This is a genomic window from Betaproteobacteria bacterium (assembly GCA_016720925.1).
Lineage (GTDB): Bacteria > Pseudomonadota > Gammaproteobacteria > Burkholderiales > Usitatibacteraceae > UKL13-2.
In genome coordinates, this window is the sequence record JADKJR010000003.1 from 18,370 (window position 1) to 33,479 (window position 15,110).

Consider the following 15,110-nt stretch of genomic DNA (forward strand, 5'->3'; position numbering starts at 1 on the left):
GGGTTAAGCGATTGCCCCGATGGTAACGCACGCCCGGTTTGCCAAGGACGGTTATTCACATCGGCAGACGGGCTGCTTGGCACATACGGGCGGCGCGTTGGCTCCAGTGACGGGCTCGGCATCTTTGCCTTGATTGCACGTGGCTTGCCGGTTTGACGGACAAGTCACCGAGCATCCTTCACACGCACGGGTGCTTTGCGCGAAACAGGTTTCGCCTCGATACACAGCTGGCGGCGGCGCTGGCCCTCGAACGGGTGTGACATGAAGTGGCGCGCCAGAATCGGTGCCCGATCCGCGCGCTGGCAATTCTGGAACGCTTTGACAGGCAGCGAGAACAAGACAAATCGCGGATATGAATAGTGGGGTCTTCATTTTGAAAGGGGTTTCGGGTCGGCGTATTCCCGATCGCATTATTGCCTATACTCTAGCGCCGGCGCGGCTCGCCAGGCATTTTCGCTCCGAACGCGTCGCCAAATGGCGTTCTGCACTCGTTGACCAAGGCGACCGGTTGAATCACACCGGCAAAAACCCTTCGATGGACAAATAGCGCTCACCCGTATCGTAATTGAATCCCAGCACCGTCGCACCGGCGGGAATCTCGGGGAGTTTTTGCGCGATGGCGGCCAGTGTCGCGCCTGAGGAAATGCCCACCAGCGTGCCCTCTTCGCGCGCGGCGCGGCGCGCCATCTCGCGCGCGGGTTCCGCATCCACCTGAATGACACCGTCGAGCAAGGACGTGTCGAGATTTTTCGGAATAAAACCGGCGCCAATACCCTGAATCGGATGCGGCGAGGGTTGCCCGCCGGATATCACGGGAGAGGCGGTCGGTTCCACTGCGTACACCTTTAGCTTCGGCCACTTCGCCTTCAGTACCCTTGCGCAGCCGGTGATATGGCCGCCGGTACCGACGCCGGTGATCAACACGTCCACACCCGCCGAAAAATCAGCGATGATTTCCTGCGCGGTGGTACGGGCATGCACTTCAATATTGGCGGGATTCTCAAACTGCTGGGGAATCCACGCACCCGGCGTGGCCGCCGCGAGTTCCTGCGCGCGGGCGATTGCGCCCTTCATGCCTTTTTCGCGCGGCGTCAGTTCGAAGCTGGCGCCGTATGCCAGCATCAGCCGGCGGCGCTCAATGGACATGCTGTCAGGCATCACCAGCACGAGTTTGTATCCCTTAACGGCCGCCACCATGGCTAGCCCGATGCCGGTGTTCCCCGATGTCGGCTCGATGATGACACCTCCCGATTTGAGCACGCCGGATTTTTCGGCGTCCTCGATCATCGCGAGCGCAATGCGATCCTTGATCGATCCGCCCGGATTGCCGCGCTCGGATTTGATCCAGACCTGATGGGTGTTGCCAAACAGGCGGTTAATGCGAATGTGCGGCGTGTCGCCGATCGTGTCGAGGATGGATTGAGCTTTCATGCGGACCTCCGGAAACATCAGTTGGGAACTAAGCAGTCTGACGGAATTCGTTCGAGCGCGCAAAGTACGAATTGGCATGTTGTATGCGTTAGCGTTATGCACTGGCCTGGCGCATTGGCGTAGAATTCGCCCTTCATTTTCAATCTGACTTGGTATCGCATGCTGCCTTCGATTCAATCCCGCCTTGCTACTGAACTTTCCGCGAAACCACAGCAGGTGGCTGCGGCGATCGCCCTCCTGGACGAAGGCGCGACGGTGCCGTTCATTGCCCGCTATCGCAAGGAAGCCACCGGCGGCCTCGACGACATTCAACTGCGCTTGCTGGAAGACCGGCTGCGTTATTTGCGTGAACTGGAAGAGCGGCGCGTAGCGATACTGGAGAGCATCGAATCGCAGGGCAAACTTACCGATGAATTGAAGACGCGCATCAGCGCCGCGGAAGACAAGACCACGCTGGAAGACTTGTATCTGCCGTACAAACCGAAGCGTCGCACTAAGGCGATGATTGCCCGGGAAGCGGGGCTTGAGCCGCTGGCAGATGCGCTGCTCGCCAATCCAATGCTGGTGCCGGAAGACGAGGCGCAAAAGTATCTGCGCGCGGAGCCAGTCAAGCCGGATGAGAAAGATACGGTCGTGCCGGATGTCAAAACCGCACTGGAAGGTGCGAAACAAATCCTGATGGAACGCTTTGCCGAGGACGCGGGCTTGCTGGCACGCGTGCGCGATTACTTGTCAGTGCACAGCGTGGTGGAATCGGGCGTGATTGAAGGACAGCAGGAAGCGGGCGCCAAGTTCGCGGACTATTTCAATTACAGCGAAACCTGGAAGACGATTCCCTCGCATCGCGCGCTGGCGATCTTCCGTGGCCGCAACGAAGGCTTCCTGACCTCGAAGCTGATACTGGATTCGGAAGCGGGCGAAGAAAAGCCCACCTGGAGTTCACCGTTCAACGCCTGCGAAGACATGATCGCCGGTCACGGCAAGATCATCAACAAGAACCGCCCGGCCGACAAATGGCTGACGGAAGTCGTGCGCTGGACCTGGCGCATCAAGATTTCGCTGCACATGGAAACCGAATTGATGGGCAGCCTGCGCGAGAAAGCAGAGCGCGACGCGATCCATGTCTTCGCAAGCAACCTGAAAGACCTGCTACTGGCCGCGCCCGCCGGGCCGCGCGCCACAATGGGCATCGACCCGGGCATTCGCACTGGTTGCAAGATCGCGGTAGTGGATCACACCGGGCAAGTGCTGGAGACCGCGACCGTGTACCCGCACGAGCCGCGCCGCGATTGGGATGGCACCTTGCACACGCTGACAGCGCTGGCGAAAAAGCATCATGTCGATCTGATTTCGATCGGCAACGGGACTGCCTCTCGCGAGACCGACAAACTGGCGGCGGACCTCATCAAGCTTCTGCCGGAACAGAAGATGACCAAGATTGTGGTCTCGGAAGCCGGTGCCTCGGTGTATTCAGCGTCCGAGTTTGCGTCGAAGGAATTGCCGGACATGGATGTATCGTTGCGCGGCGCGGTATCGATTGCGCGGCGATTGCAGGATCCACTCGCGGAATTGGTGAAGATCGACCCGAAATCGATCGGCGTCGGCCAATACCAGCACGACGTCAACCAATCGCAGCTGGCGCGCTCGCTGGAGGCGGTGGTGGAAGATTGCGTGAACGCCGTGGGCGTGGACGTCAATACCGCGTCCGCCGCGTTGCTGGCGCGGGTATCGGGACTCAGCAGTTCAGTGGCCGCGAATATCGTCGCACATCGCAATGCCCACGGCGCATTCAAATCGCGCGCAGCACTGAAAACGGTGCCGCGTCTGGGTGACAAGGCCTTCGAGCAGGCGGCGGGATTCCTGCGCATCCGCGACGGCGACAATCCGCTCGATGCCTCATCGGTTCATCCGGAAGCCTATCCCCTGGTCGAAAAAATCCTCGCCGACATTCGGAAAGACGTGAAGGCGGTGATGGGCGACGGCAAGCTGCTGAAATCGCTCCACGCTGAGAAATACGCTGATGATCGCTTCGGTCTGCCAACTGTGGCCGATATCCTGAAAGAGCTGGAAAAACCCGGTCGCGATCCCCGCCCCGAATTCAAGACGGCGACGTTTCAGGACGGCGTGGAACAACTGCGCGACCTGCAGCCCGGGATGATCCTTGAGGGCGTGATTACCAATGTCGCTGCGTTCGGCGCGTTCGTGGATATCGGCGTGCATCAGGATGGGCTGGTGCATATCTCCGCGCTCGCCGAGAAATACGTGAAAGACCCGCGCGATGTGGTGAAGGCGGGCGACGTGGTCAAGGTGAAGGTGATGGAAGTTGATGAGAAGCGCAAGCGGATTGCGCTAACCATGCGGCTGAACGATACCGCGGCGCCGAGGGAAAGAGGGACAAACTCAAGCACGGGTGCGGATTCCAGGGCGAAAACGGCTGGAAACCCGCGTCAAATGGCGACCTCGACCTCGGCACCGACGGGCGGGACGATGGCAGCGGCGTTTGCGAAGTTGAAAGAGCGTGCCTGAGGCGCCGATGTGGTGTGTCGATACCTTGTACTAATCAAAACTCCTTGACCACGTACTGCTGCCGCCTGCTCACCGGCAATTTTTCCGGCACACCGCGAATCACCGCCACCCAGTGCACGCCACCCGGGCTATTACCACCGTCGCTGTCATCGTCATCGCCACCGCCACCGCCGGCAACCTTTTCAAACCCTGTCACTGCGGAGGTGGTCACCAGCGTATTGCGATGCAAGCGCGTGAACATCCCGGGAAATTCCTCCTCCAGCCGCGTCAGCGATTCTTCCAGCAGATATTCCTTCTGCGCGGTGCGCACGGTCACGTATTTCAGTTCCGCCTTCAGATAAAGAATGTCGTCTATCGGCACCAGCACGATTCGACCGCGTTCATGAATCGACAAATGCTTGCGCCGGGATTGCGCGGCCTCGGCGACGGCATCCGCCAGCGCGGGCCGAATGGCGACCGCCTTGGTCAGCGCCATCAGCAGCCGTTCCTGGCGGATCGGCTTTAACAGGTAGTCAATGGCATTGAGTTCGAAGGCCTTCACCGCGTATTCGTCGTAGGCGGTGGTGAAGATCAGCTTGGGTGGCGTGTCGAGTTTGGCGACGTGCCGCGCGACCTCCAGCCCGTCCATGGCCGGCATGCGGATATCGGTCAATACAATTTCTATGCCACCCCGGTTGATGATGTCGATGGCTTCCACGCCGTTCGCGGCTTCATCGGCGATCACCAATGGGAACTGTTCTCGGCAATCATCGAGCAGATCCCGCAGGCGGCGTCGCGCGGGCGCCTCGTCATCGACAATCAGGATTCGGGCGGCTGGCATTTGCTAATCCTCCAGTTTTTCCACGGGCATGACGATGGTGACCACGTACTTGTCCTTGATCACGTCGGCTTTCAGGCTGGCTTCGGCATCGAAGTGCAATTGCAGGCGTTCGCGGATGTTATTGATCGCCATGCGATTGCCGGTAACGTGGGTGGAACCGCTGGCGTATGGATTGGTGAGGCGGATGAGAAATTGTTTGCCCGTGCGCTCAATATCGATGACGACTTCACCGATGCCTTCAAGTGGCTCAATGCCGTGATAAACGGCGTTTTCCACCAGTGGTTGCAGAATCAGCGGTGGCACCATCGCGCCCTTGGGCAGGTCGTCGATGTGCCAGGTGGCGATCAACCGGTCGCCCAGACGGATGTGTTCGATCTCGAGATATTTCCGGCACAGCGTGATTTCATCGGCAAGCGGCACCAGTTTACGGTTGTCCGCCATCAGCACGCGGAACAGGTCCGACAGGTCTTCGAGCATGCGCTCGGCGCGCTTGGGCTCGGCGCGGATCAGCGACAGCACTGCATTGATGGTATTGAACAGAAAGTGTGGGCGGATACGGGCCTGCAGCGCCTGCAACCGTGCCTCCGTCAACGCCGGCGACAGCGAACGCGCGCGCAGATCGAAATACAGCAGCACCACAGCGGTTGCGAAAGCAAAAAAGAACACGTATTGCCAGAGCGCAATCGGCTGGGAAAACGGCAGCATGGACTCCAGCAAAAACCAGAACCCTCCGCCGATCAAGGCTTCCAGGGCAAAAATGGCCGCGACGCCGCGCCAGTACGTGAGTTTGTTCAGTGGTTGTCGGAGCGCACAGAATGCCAGCAGCGAGAGAATAATCACCGGCTGCGCGACTGCCGAAATCATCAGGAATTGCTCCCAGCCGTCACGTCCGTTGCTGCGTACCACCGCGGCGGCAATGCTGAGCAGGTTCACGATAATCAACAAGCGCAACATGATGCCGAGATTGCAGAAATTCGGCAGCCGCGCCGCCGGCATCAGGTTTGCGGGCGTGGCGGAAAACCCCGAAGGAGGGCCATTGGAGGGATGCTTTATACTCACTTTGTACTCACCATGGCTCGATTGTGAGCGATAAACCCGCATAAAGACAACGCCACATGTCAGAAAAAAACGACCCATTATCCGCTGCAATCCATTCATCCGGTTCCTCATCCGGGCACTTTTCCGGCCGCTTTTCCGAGCCGGTCAGCGAACTCGTCAAACGTTTCACCGCGTCCGTCACTTTCGACCAGCGCTTGGCTGCAGTCGACATCCTGGGCTCGCTGGCCCACGCCAAAATGCTCGCGAAACAGGGGGTGATCACGGCGCAAGACCTGTTTGACATCGAGCGCGGGATGGCCGCCATTGAGGCCGAGATTCAAGCGGGGAAGTTCGAGTGGCGCGTCGATCTCGAAGACGTGCACATGAATATCGAGTCACGGCTGATCGCGGCCATCGGTGATGCCGGCAAGCGCCTGCATACCGGTCGCTCCCGCAATGACCAGATCGCCACTGATATTCGCCTGTGGCTGCGCGTCGAGATTGACGGCCTTGTTGCACTGCTGCGCGCGACGCAACGGGCGCTGGTCGGTTTGGCGGAAAAACATGCTGACACCATCATGCCCGGCTTTACACATCTGCAGGTGGCCCAGCCGGTGACCTTCGGACATCACCTAATGGCGTACGTGGAAATGCTCGCGCGCGATGAAGCGAGAATGAGCGATTGTCGCAAGCGGGTGAATCGCCTGCCGCTAGGCGCGGCCGCGCTGGCCGGAACCAGCTACCCGATCGACCGCGAATTCGTGGCCAAGGAATTGGGCTTCGATGGCGTCTGCGAGAACTCGCTGGATGCCGTGTCCGACCGCGATTTCGCCATCGAATTCGTTTCCGCCGCCGCGCTGGTGATGACGCACCTCTCGCGCTTTTCGGAAGAACTGATCATCTGGATGAGCCAAAGCGTCGGCTTTATCAACCTGCCAGATCGGTTCTGCTACTCCAGCTCCATCATGCCGCAGAAGAAGAACCCCGACGTGCCGGAACTTATTCGGGGCAAAACCGGGCGGGTAAATGGACACCTGGTTGCGCTCCTGACGCTTATGAAAGGTCAGCCACTGGCCTACAACAAGGATAACCAGGAAGACAAGGAGCCGTTGTTCGATACGGTCGATACCGTGCGAGATTCGCTGACCATCATGGCAGATCTGGCGGCGGCGATCGAGGTCAGGCCGGAGCGGATGCGGGCTGCCGTGCTGCGGGGTTTCGCCACGGCGACGGATCTCGCGGATTATCTCGTCAAGAAGGGGCTGGCCTTCCGCGATGCACATGAAGTGGTGGCGCGGGCGGTGCGGGATGCCGAGAAGTTGGGCAAGGATTTGGCAGAGCTTCCCTTGGATACGCTGCGCGGATATTCCGCGCTGGTGAGCGAGGATGTGTATTTGGTGCTGTCGCCCGAAGGGTCGGTGGCGAGCCGGAATCATGTTGGCGGGACGGCACCGGCGCAGGTGAGGTTGGCGGTGGAGCGGGCAAGGAAGCGGTTGGCATAAGCGATTTTTCAGCGGCGTCGGTTATCGGGTCGCTCTGCCACCTTTCCCAGCGAAGCAGGAAAACCGGGTAGCCGCCCGACTGCGCCCGGCATTCGAACCCAAAAATCTCGCCCGGCCTGCCAGTTGCAATATCCTGGATTCGCTTCGACTCGGAGCAACGCGCATCTGGGAGACGCCATATACAGATGGCGCGCTATTCCTCGTCCTCCTCCTCGACCCCGGATCCTTTCTCTTCGTACAACCAGCAAATACGCCTGGTCTCCGGCCCGGAAAGGCGATCCCCCATCAACCCGCACCGGTAGGCCCGCGCGGACAATCTTTCAAAATGCCGGCAACCATGACACGCGCCAAATGGCTGCCCTTCGTTGTCCGCCTGAAAGGTTGTCAGTGTCTCCCGAAGTGCCGACACGGCATTGCGGATGCGGTTGGGGCTGATGTTGCGTGTGGCTTGCTGCCAGGCGAGCTGCGGCTGGACTTCAGCGAGAAACTGATCACCTGAAGCGGAGAGCCTCAAGCGCACCACCCGCCGGTCGAGATCGTCTTGATAGCGCTCGATCAGCCCACGGCGATCCAGCAACAGCAGACTTTGCGACATGGTGCCTTTAGTGAGGCCGAGGTATTCTGCCATTGCCTGGGGCGTATTCGAGTATCGGTTCGCGCGGGCCAGGTACACCAGGGCATGAACGTGGACAGGTTGCAGTTGCTCGTCTGATCCGGCGCGGCGGAACTCGGCGCGCATCAGGTTGCCGAGGCGTTCGACCAGTTCGAGGAGTACTTGCGGGCTCTTATCCATTTTGATTGATCAGGGAAGTTCGCGAGGTAATTTTGCCGCGGCGCCACTTTCGTTCCCGTCTGAGAACCGCCCGCGGCGCCTTTGGCGATGTCGATTGATATCAAGGTTCATGCTGTCCATTTCTATTGCCTTGGCGGGCCGCGTACAAATAATAGTTTCGACTCGATACTGCATCAGGCTGATTTTCAACCAAGTTTTTTTGGTGTTGAGGCGATACTAAACTGGGGCAGGATAATTTTCAAGTCTGACGTTTGTTCGCGTAATTGGTACTGCGCCTGTTCCATTCTTCATCAAAGTGTGATTGGCATCACATCGCCACTCTGCTCGGAAATCACGCGTGACAGGAGTGATTCGAGCGATTCATTGCTGCGCGTATCGCGCCAAACCGCGCCGTCGAAAAAGAAATGGAAGCCGCCGGATTTTGCGGCGACCCAGATCTCGCGCGTTGGCGCCTGCCGATTGACGATCACCTTGCTGCGGTTGGCGAATTCGAGCGTGAGGATGCCCGAGTTGATGTCACTGTCGATATCGGCGTCCGCCGACTCGAGCGAGTTTTCGATCGAGGTCAAAACGTCATCAACGCGCTCGTGAAAGTCGCTTTCTTCCAGACGAATAGGGCTGTTCATACCCGTGATACCATCCTTTCAACTCTACTGATCACGACCTCTCATGCGCCGCTCTCCTCTCATTCTATTCGCTTTGCTCGTATGCCTTGGCGCCGCCGCGTGCGGACAAAAGGGCCCGCTCAAATTGCCGCCCGATACTCCCAAGACCCAGACTGTTGCGAGCACATCATGACCGTGCCCCTCTCAAATTTTGGGGTTTCGCGCGCGCTGCCTTCAGGCGAATTGATGATGGAGAATGTCCCGCTGACCGCCGTCGCCGAACGCTTTGGCACGCCGTGCTTTGTCTATTCGGAATCCGCGTTGACCGGTGCATTCCGGCTACTCGACAGCGCCATGAAAGCGGCGCGCGGTGAGCGGCCGTATCTCATTTGTTATGCGGTGAAGGCCAACTCCAATCTCGCCGTCTTGAATCTGTTTGCACGATTGGGGGCGGGATTCGATATCGTCTCGGGCGGCGAGTTACAGCGTGTACTGAAGGCTGGCGGCGACGCGCGCAAGGTGGTGTTCTCCGGTCTCGGCAAGTCCGCGTCAGAAATGCGGATGGCGCTGGAGGCGGGCATCAAGTGCTTCAATATCGAGAGTGAGCCGGAGCTGGAAAGGCTGAATGCGGTGGCTGCCGCGCTGGGCAAGCGCGCGAAAATCAGCCTGCGCGTCAATCCGGATGTCGACGCCAGGACCCATCCTTATATTTCTACCGGACTCAAGAACAACAAGTTTGGCGTGGCATTCGATCGCGCGATGGCGGTGTATCGAAAGGCCGCTTCGCTCGCGCATATCGACATTGCAGGTGTCGATTGTCACATTGGCTCTCAACTGACGGACGATGCGCCATTGCGCGAGGCGATGAGCCGAATCGTTGCGCTGGCGGATCTGCTCAAGGACGAGGGGATTCCCGTTCACCACATCTGTCCGGGTGGCGGCATCGGCATCACGTACAAGGATGAGGCAACCATATCGCTCGATGACTATGCCCAGGCATTGCAGGCGAGCCTGGGTGATCGCGACGTGGAGTTGCTGCTTGAGCCCGGGCGCATGCTGGTCGGCAACGCAGGCGTGTTGCTCACGCGTGTGGAATACGTCAAGCCCACCGAGGCAAAGAATTTCCTGGTGGTCGATGCCGCCATGAACGATCTGATTCGTCCACCGCTTTATCAGGCTTATCACGAGGTTGTTGCGGCGCAAGCCAGCAATGCCCCCGAGCGGGTCTACGACGTCGTCGGCCCAATCTGCGAGAGCACCGACGTGCTCGCCCACGAACGCTCACTACAAGCGGTGGAGGGTGACCTTCTGGCGATTCTGTCCGCGGGCGCATACAGCTTTGTGATGGCTTCAAATTACAACTCGCGGCCACGCGCTCCCGAGGTGATGATCACCGGCGCCACTATGCGGCAAGTGCGCGCGCGTGAAACATTCGAGACGCTGGTCGCCGGAGAAGATATCTGACGCATCAGGTTTCGTTTAATGCGATTGTGGCACCAGCTTTTTGTGCGTATTACCCCTTGCGTGATGCGGCGGATGCCGGTTGCCGATCACCTCAATGCCGGTGTCAATCGAGTTGGTGATCCGCAAAATCGCGTGCAAGGCGCGCAATCCAAATGCCATTGGTATCGAGGCGATACTAATGCACAAATCGCGTGTGCAAATAATCGCTCTTGACACGTACTAAAACTGGTGTTCAAAAAAACTTCTGTAATAGAATCCGTTTCACCAAGTGCCCGTGTTGTAGAAGCTCACTTGTTTCATTTTTTGTTTTTAGTGTGCTGACGTGACCGGGTTGAGTGAGGTTGCTCTGCTACTGAAGTTTGTCTGCTGCAGTTAGCCATAACTCAATCGTTCGACAGAACTGATGCTTGGTAGGTTGGCAAAACACCGCCGCCTGCTAATAAAGCAATTCGGTCCAACCATCGAAAGGAGTTACACCATGGCAACAGCCAAGAAAAAGCCGGCAGCAAAGAAACCCGCTGCTAAAAAGCCGGCAGCAAAGAAACCCGCTGCTAAAAAAGCAGTAAAGAAGCCGGCAGCAAAGAAACCCGCTGCTAAGAAAGCCGCAAAGAAACCCGCCGCGAAGAAACCCGCCGCTAAAAAAGCCGCAAAGAAGCCTGCTGCTAAAAAAGCTGCGAAGAAACCCGCTGCGAAAAAGAAGGTAGCCAAGAAACCGGCGGCCAAGAAAGCAGCCAAGAAACCTGCTGCTAAAAAGCCTGCCGCAAAGAAAAAGCCAGCCAAGAAAAAGGCTGCGCCCAAGAAGAAAGCTGCTGCAAAACCAATGGCCGCAAAGCCAGCCCCAATGGTCACCCCGGTGATCACCCCGCTCATCAAGCCAATGGGCTAAGCGGTAAGGCAGAAGGATTCCGGTCCTGCGGGTTGGTTTGGCAATGGTGTACTTACTTTGCCGTGCCACCCCGCCGGATCGGATTATTCAATACCATGTCCACACATCCTCACAAACGCTCTTCATCCCGCCCGCGTAACATTCCGCGTCCGCGGCATGATCGGCCCTGCCGCTAGACCCGCGCGCTTTTCTGCGTCCGGTTACGCGCCTGGTATTTAGTCCCGACCAATGCGGGGTGCCTGCCGTTCATGCATCGTGATCGCGCTGATCGACCCGCGCATGTAGCTGCTTCGCCAGCGACAACACGGCGGCGACAGTCAGCACATATAGAATCGGCACCAGGACGATCAAATCAAGTCGTAGCATTCCGCTTTCCGGCTTTTTGCTGAGCGCGGTAACAGCGGACATTTGCAATTCGAAGGCATTGAAGATAATCCAAAGCAAACCGGCAAACACCGGCGCTTCACGGAAGAACCCGATGTCGAAGGTTTTTTGCGCCCGCCAGATCAGCCACACCTGCAGGGTGATCAGTGCGCCGGCAATGACTACACCTGCATAAGGCCACAGCGCGATCAGTTTTGCGGGTCCAAAAAATAGCCAGTTGAAGATCTCCATCGCGTCAGGGTAACTGCGCACGCGGCATACGTTCAAGGATGATCTGGGTTTTCTTCTGCAGCCACGGCGCGTTGCGGTTGTGGTCGTAGAAACGTGGGCGCGGCACCATTGCCGCAAGTTTGGCGGACTGCTCGGGCGACAGTTGAGCGGCGCCAACACCAAAATAGTGGCGTGCGGCGGCTTCCACGCCAAACACACCGTCGCCCCATTCGATGACATTCAAATATATCTCTAGGATCCGTTCCTTATCCATCATCCATTCCATCATGTAGGTGATGATAGCTTCTTCGCCTTTGCGAATCAGGCTGCGTTCGCCGGACAGGAACAGGTTCTTTGCGAGTTGCTGTGAGATGGTTGATCCACCGGCCACTACTCTTCCTTTTTTCTGATTCTTCTCCAGTGCCTTTTGCATGCCTTCCCAATCGAAACCTTCATGATCAACGAACTTGTCGTCTTCGGCCACCAGAATTGCACGTTTCAGATTGTTGGAGATCTTCGAGTAGGGTACCCACTGATTTTGCAGTTTCGCCGCAGGATTTTTCTGTTGCATGACGCCGAGACGGGCCTCCATGAACGCAGTTGATGACGGATTGTGGTCATTCCACCACCAGAGTTTCACCAGTACATAGCCCTGGTACGCGACGAAGATGATAAGGACGACCCCGGCCAGCGCGGCGAAATAGCTGAAGAACTTCCGGATCATGCGCCACGCATTTGCGCGATGACCACGGCCGTTGCCGGGCGCACGCCTCGCCATAAAAAAAACGCTTCGGCCGCCTGCTCCACCAACATGCCGAGGCCATCAGCGGTCCTCGCACCCTCACTTTCAGCCAACGCCATGAATGGTGTCTGGCCTTTTCCGTACATCATGTCGTAGGCCAAGGCGCCTGGTTTGAAAATCGACGCTACTACCATTGGCACGCTGCCGGCGAGGCTCGCGGAGGTGGCGTTAATGATGATGTCGAACTTCTGCACATGCAGGTCGCCGGCTGAAATTGCGGCAATCGGGCCAAGATCAGAAAAATAGTCTGCAAGCTCGACGGCCTTGGAAAATGTGCGGTTGGTGATTGCGACCATTTGTGGCCTGGCAGAAAGCAATGGTCCAATCACGCCGTGCGCCGCACCGCCCGCACCAACCACCAGGATGCGCGCATCGACAAGCGGCACATTCAGATTGTCTATTATGTCCCTGCATAGCCCTACGCCGTCAGTGTTGTCACCCAGTATTTGGGCGCCCTGAAACTTCAGCGTGTTGACGGCAGCGGCTTGCCGCGCGCGCGGTGTCAACTCGTTCGCATATTGATACGCCTCCATCTTGAATGGCAGGGTAACGTTCGCGCCGCAACCCCCACCGGTCCTGAACGTTTCAATTGTGGCTTGAAATCCGTCAAGCGGCGCGAGCATACGTTCATAGCTCATCACCTGTCCGGTCTGACGCGCAAAAGCCGCGTGAATTTCAGGTGATCGGGAATGTGCAACGGGGTGGCCGATTACGGCGTAGCGGTCTGTCATATACTTATATGTTCAATTTAAAAAAATGTCATCCGGTTGATCCCATCTGTCGTCGCCTCTCTTTGCACTAAAGTGGTGCGCAATTTACAGTTATGCCCCATCACGGTGCGGCCGGTCGCGTCAGTTGTGATTTTCAGAAAATAATTCAATGGCTTACTGAGTTCTTTGAGGTGGCATGTTTTCTGCTATTTATGTTTCTGATGGTTGAATCGGCACGAAATCTTCTTATGCCGGTTTCAGCATAACCCCCATCCTTCTGGCAGGAAAGGGTAAGAACCTCGGTTCGATGAGAGAAGACATCATCGTGCCGGATCAATAGAATAGTCGTTTCGCATTTCTGTACGCATTTAGGCTCATTTTCGTTTCAACTCAGGAGAAAATCATGGCAGTGGCAGATGTATTGAAAATGGCAAAGGACAACGAGGTCAAGTTTGTGGACTTTCGTTTCACCGATACCAAGGGTAAGGAACAGCATGTAACCGTTCCAGCCAAAGCTTTTGGCGAAGATAAGTTTACCGAGGGGCATGCATTCGACGGTTCTTCCATCGCTGGCTGGAAGGGCATTGAAGCGTCGGACATGATTCTGATGCCCGATCCGGATTCGGCATTCATTGACCCCTTTTTCGACGAATCAACGCTGGTGCTTTCCTGTGACGTCATCGAACCATCGACCGGCAAGGGCTACGACCGCGACCCGCGCTCACTCGCCCGCCGCGCCGAAGCGTATTTGAAATCGAGCGGCATCGGCGACGTTGCTTATTTCGGACCTGAACCGGAATTCTTCATTTTCGACGCCGTTGAGTGGAATGTCGACATGTCCGGCAGCGCCGTGAAGATCTACTCTGAAGAAGCCCCCTGGTCGACCGGCACCAAATTCGAAGGCGGCAATCTCGGTCATCGTCCCCCGGTCAAGGGCGGATATTTCCCCGTGCCCCCAGTCGATTCTTTTCAGGACATGCGTTCCGCTATGTGCCTGGCATTGGAAGATGTCGGTGTCGAAGTTGAAGTGCATCACCACGAAGTGGCGGCCCCTGGCCAATGCGAGATTGGCACCAAGTTTGAAACGCTGGTGAAGCGCGCCGACTGGAATCAGCGCATGAAATATGTAATCCATAATGTCGCGCACAGCTATGGAAAAACCGCGACCTTTATGCCGAAGCCGGTCGTCGGCGACAACGGTTCCGGCATGCACGTTCATCAGTCGATCTGGAAAAACGGCAAGAACCTGTTCGCCGGCAATGGTTACGCAGGCCTTTCTGAACTCGCGCTGTATTACATCGGCGGCATCATCAAGCATGCACGCGCGCTGAACGCGATCACCAACCCGGGCACCAACTCGTACAAGCGCCTGGTGCCGGGCTTCGAAGCACCGGTGAAACTGGCGTACTCCGCCCGTAACCGTTCTGCGTCCATTCGTGTGCCATATGTACAGTCGGACAAAGCACGTCGCATCGAAGTGCGCTTTCCAGATCCCACCGCAAACCCGTATCTCGCCTTCGCGGCAATGATGATGGCCGGTCTTGATGGCATCCAGAACAAAATCCACCCAGGCGATCCGGCCGACAAGAACCTGTATGACCTGCCGCCGGAAGAGGATGCAAAGATCCCAACCGTTTGTTCCTCGCTGGATCAGGCGCTGGAATATCTGGATAAGGATCGCGAGTTCCTCACCCGAGGCGGAGTGTTCTCCAACGAAATGATCGATGCGTATATCGAACTCAAGATGCAGGATGTCACGCGTTTCCGCATGACAACCCACCCGCTCGAATTCGATATGTACTATTCCTCATAAGTTTTCAGGCATCGCGGGAAAGGGCGGCGCGGGCAACTGCACCGCCCTTTTTGATTTGTTCGACGCAACGTTTCAGTTTGCGAAAAAGTACCGCTGACGCCAATAAATGGACGCTTTTTTGTCCCC

13 protein-coding genes are annotated in these 15,110 nt (G+C 57.4%); 5 read left to right on the top strand and 8 right to left on the bottom strand.

Going from position 1 to position 15,110, the window contains the following annotated elements:
* Positions 1–513 precede the first annotated feature (513 nt).
* Entirely contained in the window at positions 514–1,431 is a 918-nt protein-coding gene (gene cysK / locus IPP88_04215; GenBank protein ID MBL0121949.1) for a cysteine synthase A, read from the bottom strand.
* Positions 1,432–1,590: 159 nt separating this feature from the next.
* Here cysK and IPP88_04220 point away from each other — a divergent pair, with 159 nt between their 5' ends.
* On the top strand, positions 1,591–3,957 hold the full coding sequence (locus tag IPP88_04220) for an RNA-binding transcriptional accessory protein (protein MBL0121950.1): 2,367 nt from the start codon (positions 1,591–1,593) through the stop codon (positions 3,955–3,957).
* Positions 3,958–3,991: 34 nt separating this feature from the next.
* On the opposite strand, the gene IPP88_04225 is transcribed toward IPP88_04220, so the two are convergent.
* Both IPP88_04225 and IPP88_04230 read right to left on the bottom strand, forming a co-directional pair.
* Complete coding sequence (locus tag IPP88_04225; GenBank protein MBL0121951.1) at positions 3,992–4,777, bottom strand: response regulator transcription factor; 786 nt, start codon at positions 4,775–4,777, stop codon at positions 3,992–3,994.
* A 3-nt stretch (positions 4,778–4,780) separates the two neighbouring features.
* Positions 4,781–5,776, bottom strand: coding sequence for a histidine kinase (locus IPP88_04230; GenBank protein ID MBL0121952.1), 996 nt, complete (start codon positions 5,774–5,776; stop codon positions 4,781–4,783).
* A gap of 116 nt (positions 5,777–5,892) precedes the next feature.
* Here IPP88_04230 and argH point away from each other — a divergent pair, with 116 nt between their 5' ends.
* A complete protein-coding gene (argH, locus tag IPP88_04235; GenBank protein MBL0121953.1) occupies positions 5,893–7,317 on the top strand; it encodes an argininosuccinate lyase in 1,425 nt (474 codons plus the stop codon).
* A 193-nt stretch (positions 7,318–7,510) separates the two neighbouring features.
* On the opposite strand, the gene IPP88_04240 is transcribed toward argH, so the two are convergent.
* Together IPP88_04240 and cyaY are read right to left on the bottom strand one after the other, a co-directional pair.
* Complete coding sequence (locus tag IPP88_04240; GenBank protein MBL0121954.1) at positions 7,511–8,110, bottom strand: MarR family transcriptional regulator; 600 nt, start codon at positions 8,108–8,110, stop codon at positions 7,511–7,513.
* Positions 8,111–8,400: 290 nt separating this feature from the next.
* Positions 8,401–8,736, bottom strand: coding sequence for an iron donor protein CyaY (gene cyaY, locus IPP88_04245; protein MBL0121955.1), 336 nt, complete (start codon positions 8,734–8,736; stop codon positions 8,401–8,403).
* Between the two features lie 168 nt (positions 8,737–8,904).
* Between cyaY and lysA the strand changes: the two genes are divergently transcribed.
* Together lysA and IPP88_04255 are read left to right on the top strand one after the other, a co-directional pair.
* On the top strand, positions 8,905–10,179 hold the full coding sequence (lysA, locus tag IPP88_04250; GenBank protein ID MBL0121956.1) for a diaminopimelate decarboxylase: 1,275 nt from the start codon (positions 8,905–8,907) through the stop codon (positions 10,177–10,179).
* 478 nt (positions 10,180–10,657) lie between these two features.
* Complete coding sequence (locus tag IPP88_04255; GenBank protein ID MBL0121957.1) at positions 10,658–11,065, top strand: histone H1-like repetitive region-containing protein; 408 nt, start codon at positions 10,658–10,660, stop codon at positions 11,063–11,065.
* Between the two features lie 246 nt (positions 11,066–11,311).
* Here the strand turns inward: IPP88_04255 and IPP88_04260 are convergent, their stop codons facing one another.
* From IPP88_04260 to aroE, 3 genes are read right to left on the bottom strand one after another with little or no spacing between them, the layout of a single operon-like run.
* Positions 11,312–11,701, bottom strand: coding sequence for a hypothetical protein (locus IPP88_04260; protein MBL0121958.1), 390 nt, complete (start codon positions 11,699–11,701; stop codon positions 11,312–11,314).
* Positions 11,685–12,383 (bottom strand): monofunctional biosynthetic peptidoglycan transglycosylase, encoded by a 699-nt coding sequence (gene mtgA / locus IPP88_04265; protein MBL0121959.1) that lies wholly within the window; start codon positions 12,381–12,383, stop codon positions 11,685–11,687. Before mtgA ends, IPP88_04260 begins: the two co-directional genes overlap by 17 nt.
* Entirely contained in the window at positions 12,380–13,192 is an 813-nt protein-coding gene (gene aroE / locus IPP88_04270; protein ID MBL0121960.1) for a shikimate dehydrogenase, read from the bottom strand. The genes mtgA and aroE overlap by 4 nt, the downstream gene beginning before the upstream one ends.
* A 382-nt stretch (positions 13,193–13,574) precedes the next feature.
* Here aroE and glnA point away from each other — a divergent pair, with 382 nt between their 5' ends.
* Positions 13,575–14,984: a type I glutamate--ammonia ligase gene (glnA, locus tag IPP88_04275; GenBank protein ID MBL0121961.1), complete on the top strand. Its 1,410-nt coding sequence runs from the start codon at positions 13,575–13,577 to the stop codon at positions 14,982–14,984.
* Positions 14,985–15,110: the final 126 nt, after the last annotated feature.